Annotated in this window: 24 protein-coding genes; 16 read left to right on the forward strand and 8 right to left on the reverse strand. The window is 74.9% G+C overall.

Annotation, left to right across the window (positions count from 1 at the left end):
• Window positions 1-67: 67 nt before the first annotated feature.
• Genes LQ51_RS11740 through LQ51_RS11750 form a run of 3 tightly spaced genes read left to right on the forward strand, consistent with a single transcriptional unit; the run spans window position 68 to window position 4,042 of the window.
• The gene (locus LQ51_RS11740; protein WP_046565056.1) at window positions 68-1,192 is read left to right on the forward strand and encodes a baeRF2 domain-containing protein; all 1,125 of its coding nucleotides are present in this window, start codon (window positions 68-70) and stop codon (window positions 1,190-1,192) included.
• On the forward strand, window positions 1,185-2,942 hold the full coding sequence (locus tag LQ51_RS11745) for a thiamine pyrophosphate-binding protein (RefSeq protein ID WP_046565057.1): 1,758 nt from the start codon (window positions 1,185-1,187) through the stop codon (window positions 2,940-2,942). The genes LQ51_RS11740 and LQ51_RS11745 overlap by 8 nt, the downstream gene beginning before the upstream one ends.
• 50 nt (window positions 2,943-2,992) lie before the next feature.
• On the forward strand, window positions 2,993-4,042 hold the full coding sequence (locus tag LQ51_RS11750) for an iron-containing redox enzyme family protein (protein ID WP_046565059.1): 1,050 nt from the start codon (window positions 2,993-2,995) through the stop codon (window positions 4,040-4,042).
• A 10-nt stretch (window positions 4,043-4,052) separates the two neighbouring features.
• Here LQ51_RS11750 and LQ51_RS11755 read toward each other — a convergent pair whose 3' ends face one another.
• Window positions 4,053-4,277, reverse strand: coding sequence for a CDGSH iron-sulfur domain-containing protein (locus LQ51_RS11755; protein ID WP_046565061.1), 225 nt, complete (start codon window positions 4,275-4,277; stop codon window positions 4,053-4,055).
• A gap of 227 nt (window positions 4,278-4,504) precedes the next feature.
• Here LQ51_RS11755 and LQ51_RS11760 point away from each other — a divergent pair, with 227 nt between their 5' ends.
• Both LQ51_RS11760 and LQ51_RS11765 read left to right on the forward strand, forming a co-directional pair.
• On the forward strand, window positions 4,505-5,917 hold the full coding sequence (locus LQ51_RS11760; RefSeq protein WP_156313049.1) for a hypothetical protein: 1,413 nt from the start codon (window positions 4,505-4,507) through the stop codon (window positions 5,915-5,917).
• 233 nt (window positions 5,918-6,150) lie between these two features.
• Window positions 6,151-7,290 carry a SigB/SigF/SigG family RNA polymerase sigma factor gene (locus tag LQ51_RS11765; protein WP_046565062.1) on the forward strand — a complete coding sequence of 380 codons (1,140 nt, stop codon included), beginning with the start codon at window positions 6,151-6,153 and terminating at the stop codon, window positions 7,288-7,290.
• 137 nt (window positions 7,291-7,427) lie between these two features.
• Here LQ51_RS11765 and ctaD read toward each other — a convergent pair whose 3' ends face one another.
• The 5 genes from ctaD to LQ51_RS11790 form a co-directional block, all read right to left on the reverse strand.
• Window positions 7,428-9,431: an aa3-type cytochrome oxidase subunit I gene (gene ctaD, locus LQ51_RS11770; RefSeq protein ID WP_046565064.1), complete on the reverse strand. Its 2,004-nt coding sequence runs from the start codon at window positions 9,429-9,431 to the stop codon at window positions 7,428-7,430.
• A gap of 89 nt (window positions 9,432-9,520) precedes the next feature.
• Entirely contained in the window at window positions 9,521-10,252 is a 732-nt protein-coding gene (locus LQ51_RS11775; protein WP_046565066.1) for an ATP-binding protein, read from the reverse strand.
• A gap of 91 nt (window positions 10,253-10,343) precedes the next feature.
• Window positions 10,344-10,808, reverse strand: coding sequence for a DUF4383 domain-containing protein (locus LQ51_RS11780; protein WP_082159376.1), 465 nt, complete (start codon window positions 10,806-10,808; stop codon window positions 10,344-10,346).
• A gap of 236 nt (window positions 10,809-11,044) precedes the next feature.
• Complete coding sequence (locus LQ51_RS11785; protein WP_046565068.1) at window positions 11,045-12,199, reverse strand: glycosyltransferase; 1,155 nt, start codon at window positions 12,197-12,199, stop codon at window positions 11,045-11,047.
• Window positions 12,200-12,227: 28 nt separating this feature from the next.
• On the reverse strand, window positions 12,228-13,208 hold the full coding sequence (locus tag LQ51_RS11790) for a glucosyl-3-phosphoglycerate synthase (RefSeq protein WP_231605709.1): 981 nt from the start codon (window positions 13,206-13,208) through the stop codon (window positions 12,228-12,230).
• Between the two features lie 246 nt (window positions 13,209-13,454).
• Here LQ51_RS11790 and LQ51_RS11795 point away from each other — a divergent pair, with 246 nt between their 5' ends.
• The 5 genes from LQ51_RS11795 to LQ51_RS11815 all read left to right on the forward strand — a co-directional run bounded on the left by LQ51_RS11795 (window position 13,455) and on the right by LQ51_RS11815 (window position 19,491).
• The gene (locus LQ51_RS11795) at window positions 13,455-14,495 is read left to right on the forward strand and encodes a Gfo/Idh/MocA family protein (RefSeq protein ID WP_046565072.1); all 1,041 of its coding nucleotides are present in this window, start codon (window positions 13,455-13,457) and stop codon (window positions 14,493-14,495) included.
• A complete protein-coding gene (locus LQ51_RS11800) occupies window positions 14,488-15,576 on the forward strand; it encodes a zinc-binding dehydrogenase (RefSeq protein WP_046565073.1) in 1,089 nt (362 codons plus the stop codon). Before LQ51_RS11795 ends, LQ51_RS11800 begins: the two co-directional genes overlap by 8 nt.
• A 108-nt stretch (window positions 15,577-15,684) precedes the next feature.
• Entirely contained in the window at window positions 15,685-17,979 is a 2,295-nt protein-coding gene (gene secA2, locus LQ51_RS11805; protein WP_046565074.1) for an accessory Sec system translocase SecA2, read from the forward strand.
• A gap of 215 nt (window positions 17,980-18,194) precedes the next feature.
• The gene (locus LQ51_RS11810; protein WP_197087668.1) at window positions 18,195-18,911 is read left to right on the forward strand and encodes a GAF and ANTAR domain-containing protein; all 717 of its coding nucleotides are present in this window, start codon (window positions 18,195-18,197) and stop codon (window positions 18,909-18,911) included.
• A gap of 76 nt (window positions 18,912-18,987) precedes the next feature.
• Window positions 18,988-19,491, forward strand: a complete 504-nt coding sequence (locus tag LQ51_RS11815) for a DUF2231 domain-containing protein (RefSeq protein ID WP_046565076.1) — start codon at window positions 18,988-18,990, stop codon at window positions 19,489-19,491.
• Between the two features lie 28 nt (window positions 19,492-19,519).
• Here the strand turns inward: LQ51_RS11815 and LQ51_RS11820 are convergent, their stop codons facing one another.
• Both LQ51_RS11820 and LQ51_RS11825 read right to left on the reverse strand, forming a co-directional pair.
• On the reverse strand, window positions 19,520-20,443 hold the full coding sequence (locus LQ51_RS11820; protein ID WP_082159379.1) for a DUF3500 domain-containing protein: 924 nt from the start codon (window positions 20,441-20,443) through the stop codon (window positions 19,520-19,522).
• A 61-nt stretch (window positions 20,444-20,504) separates the two neighbouring features.
• On the reverse strand, window positions 20,505-20,897 hold the full coding sequence (locus LQ51_RS11825) for an ankyrin repeat domain-containing protein (RefSeq protein WP_046565080.1): 393 nt from the start codon (window positions 20,895-20,897) through the stop codon (window positions 20,505-20,507).
• 68 nt (window positions 20,898-20,965) lie between these two features.
• Between LQ51_RS11825 and LQ51_RS11830 the strand changes: the two genes are divergently transcribed.
• The 6 genes from LQ51_RS11830 to LQ51_RS11855 all read left to right on the forward strand — a co-directional run bounded on the left by LQ51_RS11830 (window position 20,966) and on the right by LQ51_RS11855 (window position 24,715).
• Complete coding sequence (locus LQ51_RS11830) at window positions 20,966-21,343, forward strand: cupin domain-containing protein (RefSeq protein WP_046565082.1); 378 nt, start codon at window positions 20,966-20,968, stop codon at window positions 21,341-21,343.
• A gap of 116 nt (window positions 21,344-21,459) precedes the next feature.
• Complete coding sequence (locus tag LQ51_RS11835) at window positions 21,460-21,912, forward strand: cysteine dioxygenase (RefSeq protein WP_046565084.1); 453 nt, start codon at window positions 21,460-21,462, stop codon at window positions 21,910-21,912.
• A gap of 62 nt (window positions 21,913-21,974) precedes the next feature.
• Window positions 21,975-22,463: a rhodanese-like domain-containing protein gene (locus LQ51_RS11840; RefSeq protein ID WP_046565085.1), complete on the forward strand. Its 489-nt coding sequence runs from the start codon at window positions 21,975-21,977 to the stop codon at window positions 22,461-22,463.
• Window positions 22,464-22,567: 104 nt separating this feature from the next.
• Window positions 22,568-23,140, forward strand: a complete 573-nt coding sequence (locus tag LQ51_RS11845) for a winged helix-turn-helix domain-containing protein (protein WP_046565087.1) — start codon at window positions 22,568-22,570, stop codon at window positions 23,138-23,140.
• A gap of 290 nt (window positions 23,141-23,430) precedes the next feature.
• The gene (locus tag LQ51_RS11850; protein WP_046565089.1) at window positions 23,431-24,039 is read left to right on the forward strand and encodes a winged helix-turn-helix domain-containing protein; all 609 of its coding nucleotides are present in this window, start codon (window positions 23,431-23,433) and stop codon (window positions 24,037-24,039) included.
• A 46-nt stretch (window positions 24,040-24,085) separates the two neighbouring features.
• A complete protein-coding gene (locus LQ51_RS11855) occupies window positions 24,086-24,715 on the forward strand; it encodes a nucleoside/nucleotide kinase family protein (protein WP_046565090.1) in 630 nt (209 codons plus the stop codon).
• Window positions 24,716-24,738 lie beyond the last annotated feature (23 nt).

A 24,738-nucleotide genomic window follows, 5' to 3' on the forward strand; every position in this document is an offset into this window, starting at 1 on the left:
TCGGCCGGTCAGGTGACATCCCGGACGGCGCGGGTATGCGAGCGGCCGAGCTGGAAAGGGGTCGAGCATGCAGCTGTCCTTCCTGCGCCCGCTCTACGACCGTCCCGGGCCGTGGTGCTCGGTGTACATGGACGCCTCCCGGGACACCCACGACTCGCGCCCGCAGGTGGACCTGCGCTGGCGGGCCCTCAAGGGGGACCTGTTGGAGCAGGGCGCCGACCAGGTGACCGTCGAGGCGGTCGAGGAGGTCGTCCGTCGGCACCAGCCGATGCCCGGCGACTACGGCATCGCCGTGTTCGCCACCCGCGGGCGGGTGGTGCTGACCGAGTACCTCTCCGCGCCGCCCCTGCGTGACCTGGCCTCCTGGTCCGCGCTGCCGCACACCATGCCGCTGGTCGCCCAGCGGGGCGAGCAGATCGCCTGGGTGCGGGTGCTGGCCGACCGCACCGGGGCGGACGCGGTGGCGGTCAGCGCCGGCGGGGTGCCCCGGCGGGCCACCGTGCAGGGGCGGGAGAGCTGGCAACTGCGCCGGGTGCAGCCGGGCGGCTGGTCCCAGTCGCGCTACCAGCGCGCCGCCATGGAGGCCTGGCACCACAACGCCGGCGACGCCGCGGCGGCCACCGCCGAGCTGGCCGACCGGGTCGGCGCGGACGTGGTGGTGGTGGCCGGCGACATCCGGGCCACCGGCATGATCGCCGCCCAACTGCCGGAGCGCTGGCAGGACCTGCTGGTCCGCACCGACGCCGGGGCCCGCAACGCCGGCGCCGACGACACCATGGTGGACGACCTCACCGTGCAGACCATCGCGGAGGTCGCCGACCAGCGGATCGCCGCCGCGCTGGACCGGTTCGGCACGCAGGAGGACGTCGGCGCCGGCCTGGCCGCGGTGGTCTCCGCGCTGCAACGCAACCAGGTGGACACGATGCTGATCGTCGACGACCCGTCGGCCGACGGCGAACTCTGGGTCGGTCCCGACCCGACCGAGATCGCCACCGACCCGGCCCAGCTGCGGGACATGTCGGTGCGCGACCCGCAGAAGGTACGCGCCGACGCGGCGCTGCTGCGTGCGCTGGTCGGCACCGACGCCGAGCTGACCGTGCTGGCGCCGGAGGAGGCGCCGGAACTCACCGACGGGGTCGGCGCGGTGCTGCGCTACGTCGACGCCAGCACCCCGGGGCGGGGCAATGGCTGATCGTACGGTGGCGGACCTGGTCGTCGAGCGGCTGCGCGCCTGGCACGTGCCGCGCGCGTTCGGCTACCCGGGTGCCGCGATCGCCCCGCTGGTGGCCGCGCTCGACGCGGCCGGCGGCGACCCGGAGTTCGTGCCGGCCCGGCACGAGGAGACCGCGGCGTTCATGGCCACCGGGCACGCGAAGTTCACCGGCGAGATCGGGGTCTGCCTGGCGACCCAGGGGCCGAGCGCGGTGCACCTGCTCAACGGCCTCTACGACGCGAAGCTGGACAGCAAGCCGGTGGTGGCGATCGTCGGCGAGGACGTCACCGGGCCGCTCGGCGGCGCACACGAGGAGATCGGGCTGAGCCGGCTCTTCGGCGACGTGTGCCACCAGTTCGTCCGGTACGGGCGTACTCCCGAGCAGGTGCCGGGCCTGCTCGACCAGGCGTTCCGGACGGCGGCCGCGACCCGCAGCCCGACCTGCGTGGTGCTGCCGCACGCGTTGCAGCTGGCGGCGGTGCCGGATCCGCTGCCGCAGACCGTCGGCGTGGTTTCGGCAACGCCCGGTGAGCCGTTGGCCCGGGTGCTGCCGCACGACGGTGACCTGGACGCCGCGGCCTCGCTGCTGATCACCGGCCAGCGGGTGGCGATCCTGGTCGGTCAGGGCGCGCAGCACGCCGCGGACGAGATCGTCGAGCTGGCCGACCGGCTCGGCGCCGGGGTGGCCACCTCGCTGCTGGGCAAGCCGGTGCTGGACGAGCGGCTGCCGTTCCACGCCGGCGTGCTCGGCGAGGTCGGCACGACGGCCGCCGCCCAGCTGATGGGGGGCTGCGACACCCTGCTGCTGGTCGGCACGACCGACCCGTGGACCGACTGGTACCCGCTGCCGGGCCAGGTCCGGACCATCCAGATCGACATCGACGGCCGGCGCATCGGCACCCGTTACCCGGTGGACGTCGCGCTGGTGGGCGACGCCGCCGAGACCCTGCGGGCCCTGCTGGCCCGGGTGCGTGAACGGCCCCAGCAGCAGTGGCGGGGCGTGGTGGAGGGCGCGGTGGACCGGTGGCGGGAGGCCGCCGCCGAGCGGGCCGCCGCCCCGGCCGACCCGGTCAACCCGCAGCTGGTGCTGCGGGAACTCTCCGCCCGGATGCCGGAGCGGGCCGCGCTCGCCGTCGACGTCGGCTCGGTCATCTACTGGTATGCCCGGCACCTGCAACTGCCGCCCGGCGTCCGCGCGCAGCTCTGCGGCACGCTGGGCTCGATGGGCTGCGCCCTGCCGTACGCGGTGGCGGCGAAGCTGGCCCGCCCGGACGAGCCGGTGATGGCGCTGCTCGGCGACGGGGCGATGCAACTCAACGGGCTGGCCGAACTGATCACGGTGGCGCACCACTGGCCCGAGTGGCGGGACCCGCGCCTGGTGGTGCTGGTGCTGAACAACCGGGACCAGTCGGGGACGGGCGGCGGGCGGCAGACCGGCCCGGCGGCCCGGCGCCCCGACGTGCCGTACGCCGGCTGGGCCCGGCTGCTCGGCCTGCACGGGGTCCGGGTGGACCGCCCCGAACTGGTCGGCCCGGCCTGGGACGAGGTGCTGGCGGCGGACCGGCCGAGCGTGCTGGAGGCGGTGGTCGACCCGGCGGTGGCGTTGGATCCGCCCGAGCCGGCCCTGGCCGACCTGCGCGGCCTCTTCGCCGACGGCGACGCCGCCCGCCGGGTGCGGGAGCGGGTGCTGGAGACCCAGATGACCGTGGAGGCGGACGACCTCGTTTAGCCGGGGCGGCGCCGGGCATGAGGTCCGCACCCACCGTTCCAGGAGGTCAGATGTCCGCAGCCGCCGATCGTCGGTTCGGCCCCGCGCCGCTGCCCGCGCCGCGTGGCCCGGTGTCGGCGGCGCTGCTCGCCGCGCTGCGGCAGGCGCCGCACGACCTGCCGGCCGGCCTCGGTGCCGGGTTCGCGTCGGTGGTCGACCCGATCGGGGACGAGGACCTCCAGCTCACCCTCTTCCTCTGCTACGAGCTGCACTACCGGGGCTGGCAGGAGGTCGACGAGGCGTGGGAGTGGCAGCCCGCCCTGCTGGCGGTGCGGGCCCGCGCCGAGCGCCCGTTCGAGGTGGCGCTGCGCCAGGTGGCCGGTGCGCCGCCGGCGCCGCTGCCCGGGGCGGTGCCGGCGGCGCTCGTCGAGCTGGTGGCCGCCGACGACGGGCCGGCGCTGGCCGGCGCGCTCCAGCGCCGGGCGGGTCTCGACCAGTTCCGCGAGTTCGTCGTGCACCGCTCGGTCTATCACCTGCGGGAGGCGGATCCGCACAGTTGGGCGCTGCCCCGCCTCGGCGGCCCGGCCAAAGCCGCCCTGGTCGAGATCCAGATGGACGAGTACGGCAACGGCCGGCTGGACCGGATGCACGCCGAGTTGTTCCGGACCACCATGGCGAGCCTCGGTCTGGACACCGGGTACGGCGCCCACCTGGACCGGGTGCCGGCGGTGACCCTGGCGACCAACAACCTGATGTCGCTGTTCGGCCTGCACCGGCGGCTGCGCGGCGCGCTCCTCGGGCACCTGGCCGCCTTCGAGATGACCTCCTCGCTGCCGAACCGCCGCTACGGCAACGGGCTGCGCCGGCTCGGGCTGGACGAGACGGCCACCCGCTTCTACGACGAGCACGTCGAGGCCGACGCGGTGCACGAGCAGATCGCCGCGTACGACCTCTGCGGTGGCCTGGTCCGCGCGGAGCCGGCGCTGGCCGGTGACGTCCTGTTCGGCGCCGCCGCGGCGCTCGCCGTCGACCGCCGCTTCGCCGCCCACCTGCTGGATGCCTGGGCGGCCGGGCGGTCCTCGCTGCGCGCGTCGGCCGTCACGGAGCCGGTCGCCGCCTGAGCCGCCCGGCTCAGCTGTCCCGGCCGGTGCCGGCGCGGAAGTCGACGGCCTTGTGGGTGCCGTCGCAGAACGGCTTGCGGGCCGACCGGCCGCAGCGGCACAGCGCGATCGTGCCCCGGCGCGTCTCGATGGCCTCGCCGTCGGGAGTGAGCAGCGCGAAGTCGCCGCGCACCAGCAACGGACCGTCCTGATACGGGGTGATCGTCGCCGCCGGGCTGATCTCGTCGTCGGGCATGCGCGCTGAAGTGCCCGTACCGGTACCGCCGAAACCCGGCCGGGCCCTCCCGTTGCGTCCCTGGACGGCCCGGCACGGCGACACGACGTGGCTGGGTCTCGTGCGAGGTCAGGGCCTCGCCGACGGACACCCGGGGATTGGTCCGGCCCGTGGGGGGATGCCCGTTTAGACCACATAGGGACGGGAAGTCGGGGCGCGTGGTGAGCGAACGAGGCACGGTGGGGTCGGTGCCCAAGGGACCCCTGGGACGGTCGACCGGCGGTGCCGGTCTGGCCGCCGACCGGGTGCTGGCCGCCGGCAGCACGGCCCGGATCCTGCTCGGCGCGACCGTGCGCGGCCTGCGCGGCGACGACTGCGCCGACCTCGGTCCCACCGCCGGGTTCGCCCGCTTCTCCGGCGCTCCCGAACCGGTCCGCCGGGCCGCCGCCGCGCGGGCCGCCGGCCGGCTCGCGCTGGCCCCGGCCCAGATCGCCGAGGTGGACGCCGAGCGGGTCGCCGGCTGGGTCGCCGAGCAGTACCCGGCCCGGCGGTGGCCGGGCGCGGTGCTGGGCGCCCCGCACGGCGCGGCCACCCACCTCGCCGTGGCGCTCGGCGTGCCCTGGCTGCCGGCCACCTTCGAGACGACGGTGTCCTGGTCCGGCGGCACGGTCGACCGGCCCCGGGCCGCGCTGGACCACGGCGCCGCGCTGGCCGGCCGGCTGCTCGCCGGGAACCCCGACGTGCACGTACGCCAGGTGCACTGCCCGGCCAGCCGGGGCGCGGCGGCCGGCGCCACGGTGACCCTCGCGGTGCGCTGGCGGTCGCTGCCCGGCGCGTACGCCCGGTTCCTCGCCGACCGGCTGGAGCCCGGCGCCCCGGTGCTGCTGCTGGACGACGCCCGCACCTGGCCGGTGCGGGACGAGGGGAACGGCCACAGCTTCCAGCTGGGCTCCCCGGCCAGCGGCCTCGACCCGGTCGACTTCCACCCCGACGCGCACGCGCTGCGGCAGGTGCTCCGCTCGGCCGGCGGCGACGGCGCGCGCTGGGAGCCGCCGGAGGTCACCTCGCCGCAGTCCTTCGCCGAGCACGGCGTCGAGTCCGGTTTCGCCCACGGCCTGGACTCCTGGGCCGGCCGGCACGGGCATCCGGTGCACCGGGTGCTCGCCCCGCAGCCGGACGCGCTCAGCGCGGCCACCGCCGACCTGTACCGGCAGTGGCTGCGCCGGGCCGGCAAGACCGGTGACCGCCTGGTGGTGGAGTGCGGACGGCTGCTCGACCCGTGGCAGGTGATCCGGGCCGGCCTGGTGCCCTACTGGTGCGAGAACGCGACCCGGCGCCGGGTGGACGGGGTGGAGTACTGGCTGGCCGGCAGCGAGCCGTTCAGCTCCGTGGACGTGCTGCCCGAGCCGCCCGGGGTGCGCTCGCCGGCGCTGGCCGGGCTGCCGCAGTGGCTCGCCGTGGCCGGCTTCGGCCGGCGGCGCCGGGCGCTCGACCGGGGCGCGGCGCGCGGCTACCCGGTCGCCACCGTACCGACCCGGCGTGCCACGGAGGTGTTGCGCAACCAGCCGTACGACCTGCCGGTGGCGCCGCCGCTGGCGATGACCGAGGCGCTCGCGGCGCTGCGCGAGGCGGGCGCCGCCCAGGGACTGCTCGTCTCCTGAACGGTCCCGCCACCAACCCCCGCGAAACATCCTCGCGATCCTGCGGACCGTGATTGAGTACCTACGGAGCGGGAACACCGCTCGCTGCGAACGGCGCACGATGCCGGGTGGCGAGCCGCCGCCCGTTCCTGGCGTTCCGTCACGTAACCCACTTCCGGCCCGGTGCGTGGCCCGACCACGCGCACGACCGGTCTTCCCAATCCGGGCGGGGGACCTTCCTGAGGGAGGCGCGGATGTTCGGACAGACCACCACCACACCCACACCACCACCCACCGAGCGGGGCCTGGAGGACCTCGACGCGGCGGCTCTGGCGTACGCGGCACGGATCGAAGGGCTGCCGCCCGAGCGGCGCCAGGAGGCCCGCGACGACCTGGTCCGGTTCGCGCTTCCGTTCGCCGGCCGGCTGGCCCGGCGCTACCGGGGTCGCGGGGAACCGCTGGAGGACCTGGAGCAGGTGGCCCGCCTCGGTCTGGTCAACGCCGTCGACCGGTACGACCCGGAACGGGGCTCCTTCACCGCGTACGCGGCGATCACCATCGTCGGCGAGATCAAACGGCACTTCCGGGACCGCACCTGGGGCGTGCACGTGCCCCGCCGGCTGCGCGACCTGATCCTCGAGGTCGGCCAGGCCACCGCGGCGCTGACCAGCGAGCTGTCCCGGGCGCCCACGGTCGCCGAGCTGGCCGAGCGGCTGGAGACGCCGGAGGAGGAGATCCTCGCGGCGCTGGAGTCGGCGGCCGGCTACAGCCCGGCCTCGCTGAACGCGCCCGTCGGCGGGGAGAGCTCGGCCGAGTTCGGTGACCTGGTGGGGGAGTCGGACAACGCGCTGGAGTCGGTCGACGACCGGGTGACCGTCGCCGGCCTGCTGCACCGGCTGCCCTGGCGGGAGCGGCGGATCCTGGCGATGCGCTTCTACGGCAACCAGACCCAGGCGGAGATCGCGGCCCGGTTCGGCATCTCCCAGATGCACGTGTCCCGGCTGCTGTCCCGGGCGCTCACCTGGCTGCGCCAGGCGATGCTCGCCGACGCGCCGCCGCCCTGGCAGAACGGTGCGGCCGAGACCGAGCCGGCCAAGTCGAGGATCTCGGTCAAGCAGAACGGTGACCGGGTGGTGGTCGAGGTCGGGGGAGAGGTCGACCGGGACGGCGCGGACCAGTTGCGCAAGGCGATGCTGGAGGCGGTGACCGGGCAGCCCCGCGAGGTGGTCGTCGACCTGGTCGGGGCCGGTGGCTTCGATGCCGGCGGGATCGCCGCGCTGATGGCCGGCCGGGACGCGGCCGCCCGGACCGGTGTGCCGCTGCGGCTCACCCGGGTGCAGCCCGCGGTACGCCGCTCGCTGGCCGCGGCCGGGCTGCCGCCCACCGCCGACTGAGTCCACGGCGGACGGCCGCCGGCGGCAGGGTGCCGGCCCGGCTGATGACGAACGGGAAAGGGCCGGCGCCCGAAGGCGCCGGCCCTTTCGCGGCGGGCCCGGCGCCCTCGGGCACCGGCCCTGCCGAGGCCGTCCGGTCAGTTCTCCGTGCCGTCGCCGTGCCCGCGGGGGTGTTGCCACCGGGGGTTCCCGGGCTCGCTGCGCTGCGGGCCCAGCTGGGTCTGCTCCGGTTCGTCGGCGTCGTCGAAGCTCGGCCGCAGCACCTCCTCCGGCTCCGGCACCTCGACCGGCCGGGCGCCGGACTGCGGCGCGGGCGTGTACTCCGCGGCCTCGCGCGCGCCGTGCGCGCCCTCGGCCGCCGGCGACTCCTTCGCCTTCGGCACGTGGCGCAGCTCCTCCGCCAGGTGCTGGGGCGGCTTGGTCGTCCGTTGTGGCAGGTCCCGGCCGAGGTCGCTGACCAGGGGGCCGTACTTGGCGTCGAACGCCGGGCGCTCGGAGCGGATCCGCGGCATCCGGTCGAAGTTGCGCAGCGGGGGCGGGCAGGTGGTCGCCCACTCCAGGGAGTTGCCGAAGCCCCATGGGTCGTCCACGGTCACCTGCGCGCCGTACCGCCACGACTTCCAGAGGTTGTAGATGAAGAACAGGGTGGACGCGCCGAGCACGAACGAGCCGAGCGTGGAGATCTCGTTCAACGTGGTGAAGCCGTCGCCGGGCAGGTAGTCGGCGTACCGGCGGGGCATGCCCTCGTTGCCCAGCCAGTGCTGCACCAGGAAGGTGGCGTGGAAGCCGATGAACATGGTCCAGAAGTGGATTTTGCCGAGCCGCTCGTCGAGCAGCCGGCCGGTCATCTTCGGGAACCAGAAGTAGATGCCGCCGAAGGCGGCGAAGACGATCGTGCCGAAGAGCACGTAGTGGAAGTGCGCCACCACGAAGTACGAGTCGGTGACGTGGAAGTCGGCCGGCGGGCTGGCCAGCAGCACCCCGGTGAGGCCACCGAGCAGGAAGGTCACCAGGAAGCCGACGGCGAAGAGCATCGGCGTCTCGAAGGTGATCTGCCCCTTCCACATGGTGCCGATCCAGTTGAAGAACTTCACCCCGGTCGGTACGGCGATCAGGTAGCTGAGGATGCTGAAGAAGGGCAGCAGCACCTGGCCGGTGGCGAACATGTGGTGCGCCCAGACGCTCATCGACAGCACGGTGATCGCGATGGTGGCGAGCACCAGACCGGTGTAGCCGAAGATCGGCTTCCGGGAGAAGACCGGGATGATCTCGGTGATGATGCCGAAGAACGGCAGCGCGATGATGTAGACCTCGGGATGCCCGAAGAACCAGAACAGGTGCTGCCACAGCATCGGCCCGCCGGTGGTCGGGTCGTAGACGTGCGAGTGCAGGATCCGGTCCGAGGCGAGGGCGAAGAGCGCGGCGGCCAGCAGCGGGAAGACGAAGATCACCAGCACGCTGGTGAGCAGCAGGTTCCAGGTGAAGATCGGCATCCGGAACATGGTCATGCCCGGCGCGCGCAGGGTCAGGATGGTGGTGATCAGGTTGACCGCGCCGAGGATGGTGCCCAGGCCGGAGACGGCCAGGCCCACCACCCACATGTTGCCGCCCACGCCCGGGCTGTGCTGGGCGGTGCTCAGCGGGGTGTACGCGGTCCAGCCGAAGTCCGCGGCGCCCTGCGGGGTGAAGAAGCCGGCCATGGCGATCAGCGCGCCGAAGAAGTACAGCCAGTAGGCGAACGCGTTGAGCCGCGGGAAGGCCACGTCCGGCGCGCCGATCTGCAACGGCACGATGTAGTTGCCGAAGCCGAACACCATGGGCGTCGCGAACAGCAGCAGCATCACGGTGCCGTGCATGGTGAACAGCTGGTTGTACTGCTCGGGGGAGAGGAACTGCATCCCGGGCCGGGCCAGCTCCCCCCGCAGCAGCATCGCCATGATGCCGCCCACGACGAAGTAGAAGAAGGAGGTCGCCAGGTAGAGCAGGCCGATCAGCTTCGCGTCGGTCGTGCGCAGCAGCCGCCACAGGGTGCTGCCCTTGACCGCCTCCCGTACCGGACCGGGGTAACCCCCGAACCGGGCCGGCGCGAGGATCGCCGGCCCCCGGTCTCGTGCCGGCTCCGTGACTACCCGCTTGGGCATTGGCTTCTCACCCCGTCGTGACGGCAGAAAGGACGGGCGCGCGTACCCGACCCGCTACCCATAAAACCAGGCGAGAGCGGAAAATTCGGTCAGTTCGCCGGTAGCATCGCCCAGACCACCTTGCCGGTGCCGGCGGGCACCGTGCCCCAACGCTGGGTCAGCTCGCGGACCAGCAGCAATCCCCGGCCACCCTCGGCGCGCGGGTTGTGGTCGGCCACCGCCCGCGCGGCGGCCGGGCTGCCGTCCATCACGGCGACCCGCAGGTACGGCTTGCGCAGGGTCAGCGTCACGTGCATCGGGGTGCCCGCGTGCCGTACCGCGTTGCCGACCAGCTCGGTGAGCACCAGCGCGGCCGGGCCGGCCAGCTCCGGGATGTTCCACCGGGTGCAGGCGTCGGTGACCAGCTCCCGGGCGCGGCGGCAGGCGTCGGCGACCGGGTCGAGGCGGGCTCGCAGCCGGGGGACCACCCCGGCGCCGGCCAGGGCGGTCGCCTCGGCGCAGTCCGGCCGGACCGGCACCACCCGGCACGTGGTGCTCTCGGCGAGCCAGGCGGCGGCCGCCGGCGGCGGGGCGCAGAGCACCATCGGCACCGCCGGCCAGTCGGCCGCCCGGCGGGCCGCCGCCGCGAACACCGAGAGCGCCAGCGGGTCGGCGACATCGAGCCGCCCCAGGTCCACCACGAGCGCGTCGGGCTGCGCGGTCAGGCACCCGTCCAGCACGGCGTGCACCGACCGCATGGTGGACAGATCGAGCTCGCCGGCCAGCCGGACCACGGTGACCGGCGACTCGTCGCGGACCTCGTAGCTGATCCGGGTCGACATCGGGGGCCCTCGTTTCGATCTCATCGGCGGGACTTGCAAGGTACCCCGTCCCGGCCGGGCGAAACCGGACCCGCCGGCGCTCGGAGCCCGGTCAGCGACGATTCGGGCCGCGGGTGGTGAGCAGCCCGAGGGCGATCATGCCGACCCCGAGGAAGAAGTGCAGCCAGTCGTCGGCGCCGTTGAGCGGGATGAAGTTCGCCCCGCTCTCGTGGTCGATCACCACGCCGTAGAGCCAGAGCACCAGGTAGATCGCGCCGCCACCGATGAGATAGGCGCGCGAACCGGAGATCGTCCGGGCCAGCAGCAGGCCGGCCACGCCGAACGCCAGGTGCACGACGTTGTGCAGCACGGAGACCTGGAAGAGCCCGAGCAGCTTGGCGTCGGAATCGTGCCCGGCCCAGGCCAGGTCGCCGAAGTTGCTGGTGATGCCGGGAATGAAACCCAGCACCCCGATGATCAGGAAGAGCACGCCGACCGTCGCCGCGGCCCGGCGCACCGGTGCCCGGCCGTCGGCCGGGTTGCGTCGCCCTCGCGAGTGCGCCATCGCGTTCGTCATGCCGGCCTCCTCAGCTGCCCCGGACCGCGCGCGGGTTCCCGGTACAACCGTGGGCAAACCCGCGCGCCGCAGCGCTGGCCGCGGTCCAGGTCGCGCCCGCCGAGGGGATGCCCCGGCCGCGTCGCGGAGCCGCCAGCCGGCGGGCGCGAGGCCCGCTGAGCCGCCAGCCGGCGGGCGCGAGGCCCACTGAGCCGCGTCGCGCGTCCCGGCCGGACACCGCCCCGGTCGCGGACCGCTCAGGCGGGCAGCAGCGGGCGGGTGGCGGCCTGCCGGACCTGCTCGTACAGGGCCACGTACCGCTGCGCCATCAGCTCCGGGGTGAACCGGGCCGCGGCCTCCCGGCGGCACTCGTCCGGATCGAGCAGACCGGCGGCCAGCACCAGGTCGCCCAGCTCCTCCTCGGCACCGGCGAGCAGCCCGGTGCGGCCGTGGCTGATCAGCTCGGGCAGGCAGCCCCGGGCGGTGGCCACCACCGGCGTACCCAGGGCCAGCGACTCGACCACCGCCGTGCCGCCCGGCTCCTCCCAACGCAGCGGGAACAGCGCGGCCCGGGCCCCGGCCAGCAGGTCGTCGCGCTCCTGGCCGGCCACCGTGCCGACCCAGCGGACCTGGTCACCGTCCACCCACGGCGCGACCTCGTCGTAGAAGAACCGCACGTCCGGGTTCTGCCGGGCCTCGTCGCCCGCCGCCGCCAGGTCCTCCGGGCGGTGGTACGGACCCACCGGCCCGGCCAGCACCAGCGGGAAGCCGACCTGCCGGGCCAGCCGGGCACCCAGGTCCTGCCCCTTGCCGGGATTGATTCGGCCCAGCACGACCAGATGGTCGCCCTTCTCCACGGCCGGCCGGCGGTCCGCGTCGACCGCGAGCGGCGTGGACAGGTGCACATGGCCCACCGAGTGCTCGCGCAGCGCCCGGGGCGCCCGGGCGAGCTGCGCGGCGGAGACGCCGTTGACCCGGACCCGCCCGCCGCCGTCCAGGTTGCCGTACAGCTCGGGGTGCTTGGCCAGGTCCCAGTGCAGGGTGTGCAGCGCCGGCGGCGCGTCCGGCCCCATCGCGGTCAGCGTGGCCAGCCCGACCGCCTCCACGTGGTCGTGCACCAGGTCGATGTCGTCGCGGCGGTGCAGCGCGCGGACCACCCCGTTGAGGTGGGCCTGGGAGATCCCGCACACCTGGTTGTACGGGCGTTGCAGGGCGTGGAACTGGCCGTCCGGGAAGACCGAGAGCCGCTCGTCGACCGGCAGCGTGCTGCTCTCCACCGAGGCGAGGACCACCCGTACGCCGAGCTTGCGCAGCTCCGGCACGAGGGTGGCGATGACGTTCTCGATGCCGCCGTAGCCCGGGGGCGGGACCGACAACCAGGGGCCGGCGTTCATCAGCACGGTGAGCGTCATCGGGCACTGCTCCTTCCCTCGGCGGCGGTCACGCCGCGACCCGCCGCCGGGGGACCCGGTGGCGCAGCTGCGCCAGCGGCGGCCGCTCCTCGATCGAGACGTCGCTGACCACGATCTCGCGGTCCAGGTGGGGCAGCGCCTCCGAGCCGCCCCGCCGGAACTGGGTGAGCAGCGCGGTGGGCACCGCGCCCGGGGCCGCCCAGCCGCGCCGTTGCAGGCGGGTCCAGACGGTCAGCAGGATCTGCGCCGACATCCGGCCCAGCGCCGCGGTGTCCTGGTGCCGGTGCTTGCGCTCACCCAGGTCCACCTGGGCCAAAGCGTCCAGCCCGACCAGCTCCAGCAGGTCGATGAGCATGGCCGTCTCGACGCCGTACCCGGAGACGAACGGCACCTGCTCCAGCACCTCGCGGCGGCCGGCGTACTCACCCGCCAGGGGCTGCACGAAACCGGCCAGCTCCGGCCAGAACAGGTTGAGCAGCGGCCGGGCCATCAGCTCCGTCACCCGCCCACCGCCGTCGGCCTCCACGCCGGCCGTGCCGATCAGCGGGCGGTGGTAGAAGCCCTTCACGAAGTCGACCGACGGGTCGGTCAGCAGCGGACCCAGCAGCCCGGTGACGAAGTGCGGCCGGAACTCCCGCAGATCCGCGTCGATGAACGCCACCACGTCACCCCCGGCGGCCGCGAGCCCGGCCCAGAGCGCGTCGCCCTTGCCGGTCAGCCGGGGCAGCCCGCGGGTCATCGCGTCCTGGCCGACGACCTCGGCGCCGGCCGCCCGGGCCACCTGCGCGGTCCGGTCGGTGGACCGGGAGTCCACCACGATCAGCTCGTCCACCAGCGGGACACGGTCCATCAGGTGCTCGCGGACGGTCGACACGATCGCGCCGACGGTCGCCTCCTCGTTGCGCGCCGGCAGCACCACGCTGACCCGGCTGTCGCCCTTGGCCCGCAGCAGCCGCCGCGCGGCCCAGTCCTCCGCCGACGTGGTGCGGTACGTGGCCCAGGCCTCCACCACCGGTGAGACGATCGTTTCTCTGTCCCGCACGGGCACACTCCCAGTTTCGTGGCGGAAACGCGGCTTCTGGTTTGCCCAGTGGCCGGCCCCGCTAACCGGATCATGCCGAACAGCGTGATCACGACCTGGGCGCCGTCGGTTCCCTGCCGGTGAACGTTGCATTACGGCCGCGTCCGCGTTTGGCGGCGCTCCCACCAGGGGAGTGCTGTCGGCAGTCTGTCAGCAGCGGCGGGAGGGCCAGCAATGCGCGCATGCCGGGTGGGACTGGTAGGGGCCGGCGGGGTGGCGCAACGCCACGCCCGGGTGCTCACCGGCTTCGAGGACGTGGCGCTGGTCGGGGTGACCGACGTCGCCCCGGACGCGGCGGCGGCCCTCGCCGAGGCGTACGGCGGGCGCACCTTCGCCGACGTGGACGAGCTGCTGGCGGCCGGCGTCGACGCGGTCTACGTCTGCGTGCCGCCGTTCGCCCACGGCCCGGTGGAGGAGGCGGTGATCGCGGCCGGTGTGCCGATGTTCGTGGAGAAGCCCGTCGCCGTGGACCTGGAGACCGCCGAGCGGATCGCCGGCCTGGTCGAACGCCGGGGACTGCGTACCGGGGTCGGCCACCACTGGCGTTACCTGCACGTGGTCGACCAGGCCCGGCAGCTGCTGGCCGGCCGGCCGGTGCGGATGGTCAACGGCGCCTGGCTGGACAAGGTGCCCCCGGTGGCCTGGTGGGCCCGGCGGGACTCCTCCGGCGGGCCGGTCGTGGAGCAGGCCGCGCACGTGCTGGACCTGGTCCGGCTGCTGGTCGGCGAGGTCACCGAGGTGACCGCGTACGGCGACGGCAGCCCACCGCCGGTGGCGGACGCGGACATCGACTCGGTCACCGCGGCGACGCTGCGCTTCGCCTCGGGCGCCGTCGGCACCCTCGCGGCGGCCTGCGTGCTCGGCTGGAAGCACCGGGCCGGCGTGGAGATCCTCGCCGACGGGCTGGCCCTGTCGCTGACCGAGGACGGGCTGACCGTCTGCGACGGCGCGGGCGAGCGGCACCTGCCCGCCGACCCGGAGGCGGCCCGGGTGGCCGTCGACCGGGCCTTCGTCGACGCGGTCCGCGGCGTCGGCGACGACGTCCGGGTCCCGTACGCCGAGGCGCTGCGCACCCATCGGCTCGCCCTCGCGGTGGCCGAGTCGGCCCGGACCGGCCGTCCCGTGGCGCTGCCCACCGGGCCGGCCGCCCGGCTCACCGCGGCCGTGGCCGACGCGGCGCCGACCGAGCCGGCGGGGGTGGCGGTCGATGCGTGACCGGGTGGTGGTGGTCACCGGTCCGGGCCGGGTCGAGCTGGTCGAGCAGGACGCGGCCGAGCTGCGCGACGGCGCGTTCCGGGTGGAGACGCTCTACAGCGGGGTCTCCGCCGGCACCGAGCTGAGCTACGTCAAGGGCACCAATCCCTACCTCAACGTCACCTGGAACGCCGATCTTGGCCTCTTCCAGCCGGGCGCCGCGAGCACCCCGTACCCGGTGACCCGGCTCGGCTACATGCAGGTCGGCCGGGTGGTGGAGAGCCGCACCCCGGCCGTCGCCGTGGGCGCGGTCGGCGCGATGACCTACGGCCACCGCAGCGGGTACGTCGTCGACCCGCTCGCCGAGCGGTTCGTGCCGCTGCCCGACGATCTCGATCCGCTGCTCGGCGTCTACGTCGCGCACCTGGGGCCGATCTGCGCCAACGGGCTGCTGCACGCCGCCGCCGACCTGTACGGCGGCGGGGTCCGCTCGCTCGGCGACGGCGTCCGGGGCCGGCGGGTGGCGGTGGTCGGCGCCGGCGTGGTCGCCCTGCTCACCGCGCTCTTCGCCCGCCGCCACGGTGCCGCCTCGGTGGTGGTGCTCGATCCCACCCCGGCCCGGCGGCGGGTGGCCGAGGCGCTCGGTCTGGAGACCCTCGACCCGGCGGCGGACGACCCGGCCGTGGTGCTCAAGACCCGGTGGCCGCACGGCGCCGGCGACCGCGGCGCCGACCTGGTCTTCCAGTGCCGCGGGCAGGACTGGGCGCTGCAGCTGGCGCTGCGCCTGCTCCGCCCCCAGGGCACCGTGATCGACCTGGCCTTCTACCAGTCCGGCGCGGACGCCGTCCGGCTGGGTGAGGAGTTCCACCACAACGGCCTGGCGGTGCGCTGCGCCCAGATCGGCCGGGTGCCGCGCGGGCTCGCCCCCACCTGGGACCGGGAGCGGCTCAGTGCGGAGACCATCGAGCTGCTGCGCCGCTACGGCGAGGAGATCCGCCAGCATCTGGTCACGGCCGTGGTGCCGCTGGAGGAGGCGCCGGCGCTCCTCACCGACCTGGCCGAGCGACGCCGTGCCGACCTTCAGGTGGTCTTCACCGGCTGATCAGCAAACCGCGCTGAGCTGCGGAAACGGTCACGAATCCGGACAGCGCCCGGCACCCGCGCCGGGCGGGGGTCACAATCGGCTCCGGTTCGCGTACCGTTGCGGCTCATGGGTGTGTCGCAACGGTTGAAGACCAGGTTCCGGCGGTTCCTCCAGCGCCCGGGAACGACGGTCGACCTGGCTCCGCTGGAGAAGCTGCTGCCGGCCGTCGAGGCCCGCGAGGCGGAGCTGGAGAAGCTCACCGACGCCGAGCTGACCGAGGCGGCCGGGCAGGCCGAGGGGTACGAGGAGATCTGCGCGATCGGCCGCGAGGCGGCCCGCCGCGGCCTCGACCAGCGGCCGTACGACGTCCAGCTGCTCGGCGCCATGGCGCTGCTCTCCGGCAAGGTCGCCGAGATGGCCACCGGTGAGGGCAAGACGCTGACCGCCGCCATCGCCGCGTACGGGCACGTCCGGCTGGGCAACGGTCCGGTGCACGTGCTCACCGTCAACGACTACCTGGCCCGCCGCGACGCCGAGTGGATGGCGCCGGTCTACACCCTGCTCGGGCTGACCGTCGGCTGGGTCAACGAGGCCTCCACCCCGGCCGAGCGGCGCGCCGCCTACGGCTGCGACGTCACCTACGTGGCGGTCAGCGAGGCCGGCTTCGACTTCCTCCGCGACCAGCTCGTCACGGACCTGGCCGACCGGGTCCAGCCGGCGCTGAAGACCGCCATCGTGGACGAGGCCGACTCGATCCTCATCGACGAGGCACGGGTGCCGATGGTGCTCGCCGGCGCGGTCCCCGGCGAGCAGGACCCGGTGCACGCGGCCGCCGCGCTGGTCCGTGGGCTGCGCAAGGGCAAGCACTACACGATCGCCGAGGACGGCCGCAGCGTCGCCTTCACCTCCGCCGGCCTGGCCACCGTCGAGGCCAAGCTCGGCGGCATCGACCTGTACGACGAGGAGCACGTCGGGCAGCTCTCCGCGGTGAACGTGGCGCTGCACGCGCACGCCCTGCTGCACCGGGACGTCGACTACATCGTCCGGGACGGCTCGGTCGAGCTGATCGACGAGATGCGCGGCCGGGTGGCCCAGCGCCGCCGCTGGCCGGACGGTCTGCAGGCCGCGGTCGAGGCGAAGGAGGGCCTGGACGCCACCGCCGAGGGCGAGGTGCTGGGCACCATCACGGTGCAGGCGTTCATCGCCCTCTACCCGACGGTGTGCGGCATGACGGCCACCGCGGTGCTCGTCGGCGACCAGTTGCGGGAGTACTTCGGCCTCGAGGTGGCGGTGATCCCGCCGAACACCCCGTGCGTGCGGGAGGACGAGTCGGACCGGATCTACGCCACCCGGGCGGAGAAGGAGGAGGCGCTGGTCGACGAGATCAGCCGCTGTCACGAGGCGGGGCGGCCGGTGCTGGTCGGCACCCTGGACGTCAAGGAGTCCGAGGGGCTGGCCGCCGCGCTCAACGCCGCCGGGGTGTCGTGCGTGGTGCTCAACGCCAAGAACGACGACGAGGAGGCGGCGATCATCGCCGAGGCCGGCGCGTACGGCGCGGTGACGGTCTCCACCCAGATGGCCGGCCGGGGCGTCGACATCCGGCTGGGCGGCAGCGACCAGGCCGACCGGGAGCGCGTGGCGGAGCTGGGCGGCCTCTACGTGATCGGCAGCGGCCGGCACGACAGCCGCCGGGTCGACGACCAGCTGCGTGGCCGGGCCGGCCGGCAGGGCGACCCGGGCGGGTCGGTCTTCTTCGTCAGCCTGGAGGACGACCTGGTTGTCCGGCACGCCGGTGACACCGTCCCGGCGTCGCCGCGGATGAACGCCGACGGCCTGGTCACCGACCCGCAGGTCGACTACGCCGTCGAGCACGCCCAGCGGGTCGCCGAGGGCGTCAACCACGAGATCCACCGCAACACCTGGCGCTACAGCCAGGTGATCGAGCAGCAGCGCAAGGCGCTCGCCGAGCGCCGGGAGCGGCTGCTGACCAGCGACATCGCCGCGTTGATGCTGCTGGAGCGGGTGCCGGAGAAGGCCGGCGAGATGGACGAGGACCTGCTGGCCGAGGTGGCCCGGTCGATCGCGCTCTACCATCTGGACCGGCTCTGGGCGGAGCACCTGGCCGAGCTGTCGGAGGTGCGCGAGGGCGTGCACCTGCGGGCGCTGGGCCGGCTCGACCCGCTGGACGAGTTCCACCGCAGCGCCGTCCCGGCGTTCAACGCGCTGATGCCCGAGATCGAGGCGCGCACCATCGCCACCTTCGAGGAGACCGAGTTCGAGGAGGGCTGGGAGCCGGACGCCGCGAAGCTGGTCCGGCCGACCGCCACCTGGACCTACCTGGTGCACGACAACCCGTTCGGCTCGGAGCTGGACCGGCTGATCGCCTCGGTGGGGCGCCGGCTGATCTCCGGGTCGCGCTGACCCGTCGCCACGGGGTCCCGTCCGGCGTGAACCGCGCCGGACGGGACCCCTTTGCGCGGTTTCGGGAGGAGTTTGCGAGGGTAGTAGGCCGGGTCCTCAAGTCAGGGAGTGCAGAGCGGAATGCGACAGGCAACGGCGCCGGACCGTGACACCGCGTGGCGGCATCCGCGGTCGCCCGGGATCGTGACCCGGTGAACCTCGACACGCAGGGCTCCATGATCGATACGTTCGGCGTGCTGGAGACCGCCGGACTGCTGCGCGAGCTGACCGCCGGCCTGATCGCCGTGCGGGACTTCGACGAGGCGCTGCACCAGCTGGTGCGGATCGCCCGGGACGCCGTGCCCGGGGTGGACTGCTGCGGCTTCACCGCGCTGCGCGCCGGCGGGCCGGCCGGGGTGGCCGCCTCCGACCCGGCCCGGGCCGAGCTGGACGACCTGCGGCACGGGCCGGACACGCCGGCGCTGGCCGCCATCCGGCGCCGCGAAATGATCCTCGCGCAGGATCTCGACCGGGAGACGCGCTGGCCCGGCTGGACCGACCGGGCGCGCGGGCTGGGCGTGCACGGGGTGATCTCCGCGCCGCTCGACGTCGACGACCAGGTCGTCGGCGCGATCAACCTGTACGCCGCCTCCGGCGCCGCCCTCACCACCCGGCACCAGCTCACCGCCATGCTGCTCGCCGAGCACGCCGGTCTGCTGCTGGCCGCGGTCCGCGACCGGGAGCGGCAGGTGGCCCTGGCCGGCCAGCTCGACTCGGCGCTGCTCGAGGAGGGTGTCGTCGGCCAGGCCGTCGGTGTGATCATGACCCAGCGTGGCTGTGCCGCCCCGGAGGCGCTGGACGTGCTCCGCAGCGCCGCCTCCTCGTTGGACATACCGCTGCGCGAGGTGGCCGAGCGGTTGGTGCTCACCGTCTCCCGGCCCCGGGACAACTGACCGACAGTCGTTTCGCCCTGGTGGGCCCCGGGTAGCACCCTGGACTGGTGAGCTGCGCAGACCTGGGGAGGAACCGATGGAGAGCCGACTGCGGGTGCAGGGGCACCCCATCCAACCGATGCTGGTGACGTTCCCGTTCGGGCTCTTCGTCAGCGCGGCGGTGTTCGACCTGGCCGATGTCGCCGGCGGCCCGGCCTTCCTCGGCGAGGTGGGTTACTGGACGGCGGTGGCGGCCCTGGTCGCGGCCGCGCTCACCACGGTCGCCGGGATGGTCGACCTCTGGGATGTGCGGGCCGACCGGACCCGCCGCACCGCCGTCACGTTCAACCTGGTCAACGCCGCGATGGCGGCGCTGTTCCTGCTCATCTGCCTGATCCGGGCGCAGGCGCCGCAGCGGGGCGCGACCGGCGTCGAGCTGGCCACCGAGCTGCTCGCCCTGGCGGTCGGCTCGGTCGGGGTGCGGCTGGGCGCCCGGCTGATGCGCCAGTTCGACCGGCGCCGGGCCGCCGAGCCGAGCGGCTTCGAGGCGCTGCCGGACATCCCCGGCTCCACCGTGGAGATCATCCGCCCGCGCGCCTGACCCGGCCGGCGCCGACCGCGTCGCCGGCTCAGTGGGCGCTGGCGTGGTGGGCGGCGAGGACGTCGGCGCCGAAGTCACTGGCCGGGCGGCGCAGCACGGTGTGCGCGTGGTTGCCGTCGTCGGTGGTGTTGTCGTACTCGATCAGCAGGTCCTCGCCCTGGACCCGGTAGTAGTGGCGCTGGCCGGGCCGGGTCGGACCGGCCCAGGCGAAGTGCAGCTCGGCGCCGGCGGTCCGGCCGGCCTCGCGGGCGGCCAGCTCGGGCGGGAGCCGGTCCAGGTAGAGCGCGACGAGCTGGTCCAGCAGCGCCCGGCCGGTGGCGCCGAGCCGGCCCCGGGGCACCCCGAGCGGTTCGAGCCGCCCCGGCGCGGTGGGCCGGGTCGCGCTGATGATGTCGGCCGGCGCGTCCCTCGCGACGATGGCGGCGGACCGGCCGGCCGGCCCGAGCGCGTCGAGCAGTTCGCGGGCCAGGTCCTCCTCCGGCCCGAGCGGGCGGGACACCGGTCGGCCGGCGTGCCGGACGGTGGCCGGGTTCGCGCCCAGGAAGAGCGGCGCGGGGGAGACCTGGTCGTCGACCACGGTCATGGTCACCGACAGGTGGTGGCCCTCGAACCGCCACCCCCACCGGTCGTCGCGGGCCGGGTCGCCGAAGATCGCCACCCAGTAGTCACCGCTGTGTCGGCCACGCCGCCAGCCCTCGGCCCGGTCGAGCACCTCCTCCAGCGCGGTAACCGCCATGGCCTGTGCGTACGCGGCCGGACTGAGCGCGGTGGCGAGCAGCCGGTGCGCCGCCTTGCGGGCGGTGACGTCCAGGCCGGCCAGGGCGACCCCGGGCCGGGGGCGCGGCCGGTACTCCAGCCAGCGGCGGGCCGCGTCGTCGGCGAAGTCGTGCCGGGCGCGCTGCCGGGCCGGTTCGTCGAGCGCCGCCAGCAACGCGCCGGCCGCCGTGCGCATCTGCTCGGGTACGGGATCCTCCACCGCCCCTGTATACCGCCCGCGCCGGCCCGACGCGCGGTCAGGCGCGACCGAGCAGGGTGAGCATCTCGGGCAGGTCGAAGAAGCGGGCCACCGCCACCGCCGACGGGTCGCCCCGGTCGGGGTCGGCGCCCGCGTCGAGCAGCGCGCGGACCGCCTCCGGACTGCGCCGGAACACCGCCGCGCCGAGCGCCGTCTGCCCCCGGTCGTTGGTGCGGGTGTGGTCCGCGCCCCGGGCGAGCAGCGCGGCCACCGTCTCCGGGTGGGCGTGGTACGCGGCCAGGATCAGCAGGGTGTCGCCCTTGGCGTTGGTCAGGTTGACCGGCAGGCCGGCGTCCACCTGCCCGGCCAGCTCGCCGGTGGCTCCCTCGCGCGCCAGGTCGAACATCCGGTGCGCGAAGGCGAGCGTCTCGGCGTCGAGTTCGTCGGGCATCCGTCCAGGTTAGTGGGACTCCCGCCGGTGCGGCCTGGTAGCTTGCCCAGCCGGCAGGGGAGGCGACGATGGACGACCGGGTGTACGTCGGCAACGCGGCGGTGGACGGCGTGACCGATGCCGGCTGGCTGCTCGGTCACTTCAAGCCGCCGGGCGACGTGCGGCACAGCACGGAGGTCGAGGTGAAGTGGGGGGTGCATCCGGCGGGGGAGACCCGGTCCCGCTGGGCGACCGCCGAGCGGCGTACCGCCCTGCTGGTGCTCATCAGCGGCGCGTTCCGGATCGAGCTGCCGGACCGCACGGTGCTGCTGCGCGCTCCCGGTGACTACGTGGTCTGGGGACGGGGGGTGGACCACTCCTGGTACGCGGAGCGGGAGTCGGTGGTGCTCACCGTGCGCTGGCCCTCGGTGCCGGGCTACCGGGTGGACCCGCCGGTGCTGCGCTGACCCGGTCCGCCCGGCGGTGGCCGTCCCGGCATGCGGTATAACCTACTAAACCTATAGGCTTTAACGTCTAGAGTGACGGGGCACCCGCCGCCCGTACCCGTGAGGACGTACCGCCGATGAGCCGCACCGACCCGACCGACCTGCTCGCCGTCGCCGCCCGCTGGGCCGATCCCACCGGTTGGCCGGTCCCGCTGTGCTTCGACCGCGACCAGCGGTGGTACGCCCGGCTCGCCACCGACGACACGCACGAGGTGTGGGCGCTGAGCTGGCTGCCCGGACAGGGCACCGACCTGCACGACCACGGCGGCTCCGCCGGCGCCTTCCTGGTCGTCGCGGGCACCCTCACCGAGGAGACGGTCAGCGGCGGCCGGCTGCGCCCGCACCGGCTCGCTCTCGGCGCGGGGCGGCGCTTCGGCCCGCGCCACGTGCACGTGGTCACCAATCGCGACCGGCTGCCGGCGGTCAGCGTGCACGTCTACCGGCCGGCGCTGCGCCGGATGACCCGCTACCACCTGGTGGCCGGTCGGCTCCGGGTCGCCGAGGTCGCCAAGGCCGGGGTGGCCTGGTGAGCCGGCCACCGCAGCGCCCGCACGTCCCGCTCCCAACCGCCTCCGCCCGAAAGGACGCACCGATGCCGACCCCGACCCCCGCCCCGCGCTGTCCGGCCCCGCCACCCGGCTCGCGCGGCATCGACGAGATCCTCGCCGCCGCCCGCGCCCGGCTGCGCCGGCTCGACCCGGAGCAGGCCCACCTCGCCTACCGGGGCGGCGCACTGCTGGTCGACATCCGCCCCGCCGGCCAGCGCGCCGCGCACGGCACCGTACCCGGCGCCCTCGCCGTGGAACGCAACGTCCTGGAGTGGCGGTTCGACCCGCGCTGCCCGGCCCGGCTGCCCGAGGCCGTCGGCTACGACCTGCCGGTGGTGGTCCTCTGCCAGGAGGGCTACACCTCCTCGCTGGCCGCCGTCGCCCTCCAGGACCTCGGCCTGCACCGGGCCACCGACGTGGTGGGCGGGTTCGCCGCCTGGCGCATCGCCGGGCTGCCCACCCTCGGCCCCACCCCGCCGCCCCGACCCTCGTCCGCCGCGCCCCCGGTCACCGCCGGCCGGGCGTACCGCTGACCGCCACGCCCATCCGGCGTGGCGGGCGACGGCTTCAGGTCGTGGCGCGGCGCAGGCCGCGCCGAGCTGAAGCCGTCGCAGCGACCGCCAGCTCAGGAGGCACCATGTCCGTCGTCGCCATCGCCCCGCGCCGACCCGGCCGCCCCGACCGGGCCGGGCCGGGCCGACCGCGCACCGCGTCCACCCTGACCATCACCGTCGACCTCGGCGTCGCCGGCCCGCTCACGCCCGGCCTGGCCCGGCTGGTCGACCTGCTCGACGAGCTCGCCGCCAGCGGGGAGGGCGTGTTCCGGGCGGCGGACCCCGCCCTCCGCCCGGTGCCCGACCGGCGACCCGCCACCGCGCCGCCCGCGCCGGAGACGCCGGACGACCCCGGCACGGTACGGATCCTCGCCGGCACCCGGGTGGTCCGCCAGGAGGGCCGGGAGGTCCCGCTCACCCGGATCGAGTACGACCTGCTCCTCTTCCTCGCCGAGCACCCCCGTCGGGTGTTCACCCGGTTGCAGCTGCTGGCCAGCGTCTGGGGCTACGAACACGCGGTGGCCCGCACCGTGGACGTCCACGTGCGCCGGCTGCGCGCCAAGCTGGGCCTGCGCACCCCGCTGGTGACCACCGTGTACGGGGTGGGTTACCGGCTCGCCGACGAGGCCCGGATCGTGGTCGACCACGGCTGCTGAAGAACGGTCGCGGCCCGGCGCGGCGTACCCGGTCCCCGGGTGCGCCGCGCCTCGTCCTGGCGGCGTACCGCCCACGGTGAATTGGCAGGACCCCCCGTAACGGGTCAACTCGCCGCTCTGCTGTAATCATCTGGCCTCGTACGCAGAGCGAGCATCCGGCTCCGATGTGTTCGTCAATTGTCACATTCATGCAACGCAGCCGCCCCTTGACCCTCGCACAGGCGCCGGGAAGCATCGATGAAGCGGCGTCCCGGGCCGTGGGGACAATCCCGGACCAGCCAAGGAGGACCATGTCGGTCAGCCCCGCCTCGTCGCGCGCCGGATGGCACACCTCCCAGCCCGCGGTCCCCGGCCGGCCCCCCGGCGGCCAGCGCCGACCGGCCAATACCGGCGGACCCGTGCTCACCGTGACGCTCAACATCCCGCTCGCCTGCGAGGAGTCGCTGACCCCGGCCGCCCGCCGACTCCTGGACGCCGCCCGGGAGCTGCTCGAACGCGGCGACGCCGTGGTCTCCAGCGGCCCCGCCGCGGTGGAGCGGCGACCGGATCCGGTGCCGGCCGGGCGGTCCCCGAATCGCCCCCTGGCACCGACCATCCCGTCGCTGCACATCCTGGCCGCCTCCCGGTCGGTGCTGCGCGACGGCGAGCCGCTGCCGCTCACCCGGCTCGAGTTCGACCTGCTGCTGCACCTCGTCGCCCACCCCCGTCGGGTGTTCACCCGGCTGCAACTGCTCAACGCGGTCTGGGGATACGAACACGCCGGCGTCCGCACCGTCGACGTGCACGTACGCCGGCTGCGCGGCAAGGTCGGGGTGGACGTGCCGCTGGTCACCACCGTCTACGGCGTCGGCTACCGGCTCGCCGACGACGCGCGGGTCACCGTCGACCGCAGCGGCTGACCCCGCCGGCCGCCGGCCCGGCCGGACCGGCAGGCAGGATGGACGGATGCGCGTCCGTCCGATCAGCCCCGAGCGACTCGTCACCGAGCTGGCCGACCGGCTGGCCGGCACCGAGGTGCCCGGGCGGCTCCGGGTGGCCGTCGACGGGCCGCCGGCCGCCGCGCCCGAGGCGCTGGCCGCCGCCCTGGTCGACCCGCTGCGTGCCGCCGGCCGCCCGACGCTGCACGTCCGTGCGGCCGGCTTCCTCCGCCCCGCCTCGGTCCGCCTCGAACACGGCCGGACCAATCCCGACGCGTACTACGAGGGCTGGCTCGACGAGGCCGGGCTGCGCCGCGAGGTGCTCGACCCGGCCGGCCCGGACGGCTCCGGCCGGCTGCTGCCCTCACTCTGGGACGTCGCCACCGACCGGGCCAGCCGGGCCGGCTACGTCGAGCTGCCGGCCGGCGGGGTGGTGCTGGTCAGCGGCGCCCTGCTGCTCGGCGGTGGGCTGCCGTTCGACGTCACCGTGCACCTCGTGCTCTCCCCGCCGGCCCTGGACCGGCGCACCGACCCGCAGCTGCGCTGGACGCTGCCGGCCTTCGCCCGCTACGCCGACGAGGTGGACCCGGCCTCCTTCGCCGACGTGGTGGTCCGGGCCGACGACCCGCGCCGCCCGGCCCTGGTCGAAGCCGGCTGACCCCCCGCACGGGCGCCCGTTCC

It is taken from the genome of Micromonospora sp. HK10 (assembly GCF_000982955.1).
Taxonomy (GTDB): Bacteria; Actinomycetota; Actinomycetes; order Mycobacteriales; family Micromonosporaceae; genus Micromonospora.

What these genes read in the sequence shown, in the direction of transcription:
- LQ51_RS11740 (WP_046565056.1), top strand. Translation starts at nt 68, where the DNA reads ATGCAGCTGTCCTTCCTGCGCCCGCTCTACGACCGTCCCGGGCCGTGG.
- LQ51_RS11745 (WP_046565057.1), top strand. Translation starts at nt 1,185, where the DNA reads ATGGCTGATCGTACGGTGGCGGACCTGGTCGTCGAGCGGCTGCGCGCC.
- LQ51_RS11750 (WP_046565059.1), top strand. Translation starts at nt 2,993, where the DNA reads ATGTCCGCAGCCGCCGATCGTCGGTTCGGCCCCGCGCCGCTGCCCGCG.
- LQ51_RS11755 (WP_046565061.1), bottom strand. Translation starts at nt 4,277, where the DNA reads ATGCCCGACGACGAGATCAGCCCGGCGGCGACGATCACCCCGTATCAG.
- LQ51_RS11765 (WP_046565062.1), top strand. Translation starts at nt 6,151, where the DNA reads ATGTTCGGACAGACCACCACCACACCCACACCACCACCCACCGAGCGG.
- ctaD (WP_046565064.1), bottom strand. Translation starts at nt 9,431, where the DNA reads ATGCCCAAGCGGGTAGTCACGGAGCCGGCACGAGACCGGGGGCCGGCG.
- LQ51_RS11775 (WP_046565066.1), bottom strand. Translation starts at nt 10,252, where the DNA reads ATGTCGACCCGGATCAGCTACGAGGTCCGCGACGAGTCGCCGGTCACC.
- LQ51_RS11780 (WP_082159376.1), bottom strand. Translation starts at nt 10,808, where the DNA reads ATGACGAACGCGATGGCGCACTCGCGAGGGCGACGCAACCCGGCCGAC.
- LQ51_RS11785 (WP_046565068.1), bottom strand. Translation starts at nt 12,199, where the DNA reads ATGACGCTCACCGTGCTGATGAACGCCGGCCCCTGGTTGTCGGTCCCG.
- LQ51_RS11795 (WP_046565072.1), top strand. Translation starts at nt 13,455, where the DNA reads ATGCGCGCATGCCGGGTGGGACTGGTAGGGGCCGGCGGGGTGGCGCAA.
- LQ51_RS11800 (WP_046565073.1), top strand. Translation starts at nt 14,488, where the DNA reads ATGCGTGACCGGGTGGTGGTGGTCACCGGTCCGGGCCGGGTCGAGCTG.
- secA2 (WP_046565074.1), top strand. Translation starts at nt 15,685, where the DNA reads ATGGGTGTGTCGCAACGGTTGAAGACCAGGTTCCGGCGGTTCCTCCAG.
- LQ51_RS11810 (WP_197087668.1), top strand. Translation starts at nt 18,195, where the DNA reads ATGATCGATACGTTCGGCGTGCTGGAGACCGCCGGACTGCTGCGCGAG.
- LQ51_RS11815 (WP_046565076.1), top strand. Translation starts at nt 18,988, where the DNA reads ATGGAGAGCCGACTGCGGGTGCAGGGGCACCCCATCCAACCGATGCTG.
- LQ51_RS11820 (WP_082159379.1), bottom strand. Translation starts at nt 20,443, where the DNA reads ATGCGCACGGCGGCCGGCGCGTTGCTGGCGGCGCTCGACGAACCGGCC.
- LQ51_RS11825 (WP_046565080.1), bottom strand. Translation starts at nt 20,897, where the DNA reads ATGCCCGACGAACTCGACGCCGAGACGCTCGCCTTCGCGCACCGGATG.
- LQ51_RS11830 (WP_046565082.1), top strand. Translation starts at nt 20,966, where the DNA reads ATGGACGACCGGGTGTACGTCGGCAACGCGGCGGTGGACGGCGTGACC.
- LQ51_RS11835 (WP_046565084.1), top strand. Translation starts at nt 21,460, where the DNA reads ATGAGCCGCACCGACCCGACCGACCTGCTCGCCGTCGCCGCCCGCTGG.
- LQ51_RS11840 (WP_046565085.1), top strand. Translation starts at nt 21,975, where the DNA reads ATGCCGACCCCGACCCCCGCCCCGCGCTGTCCGGCCCCGCCACCCGGC.
- LQ51_RS11845 (WP_046565087.1), top strand. Translation starts at nt 22,568, where the DNA reads ATGTCCGTCGTCGCCATCGCCCCGCGCCGACCCGGCCGCCCCGACCGG.
- LQ51_RS11850 (WP_046565089.1), top strand. Translation starts at nt 23,431, where the DNA reads ATGTCGGTCAGCCCCGCCTCGTCGCGCGCCGGATGGCACACCTCCCAG.
- LQ51_RS11855 (WP_046565090.1), top strand. Translation starts at nt 24,086, where the DNA reads ATGCGCGTCCGTCCGATCAGCCCCGAGCGACTCGTCACCGAGCTGGCC.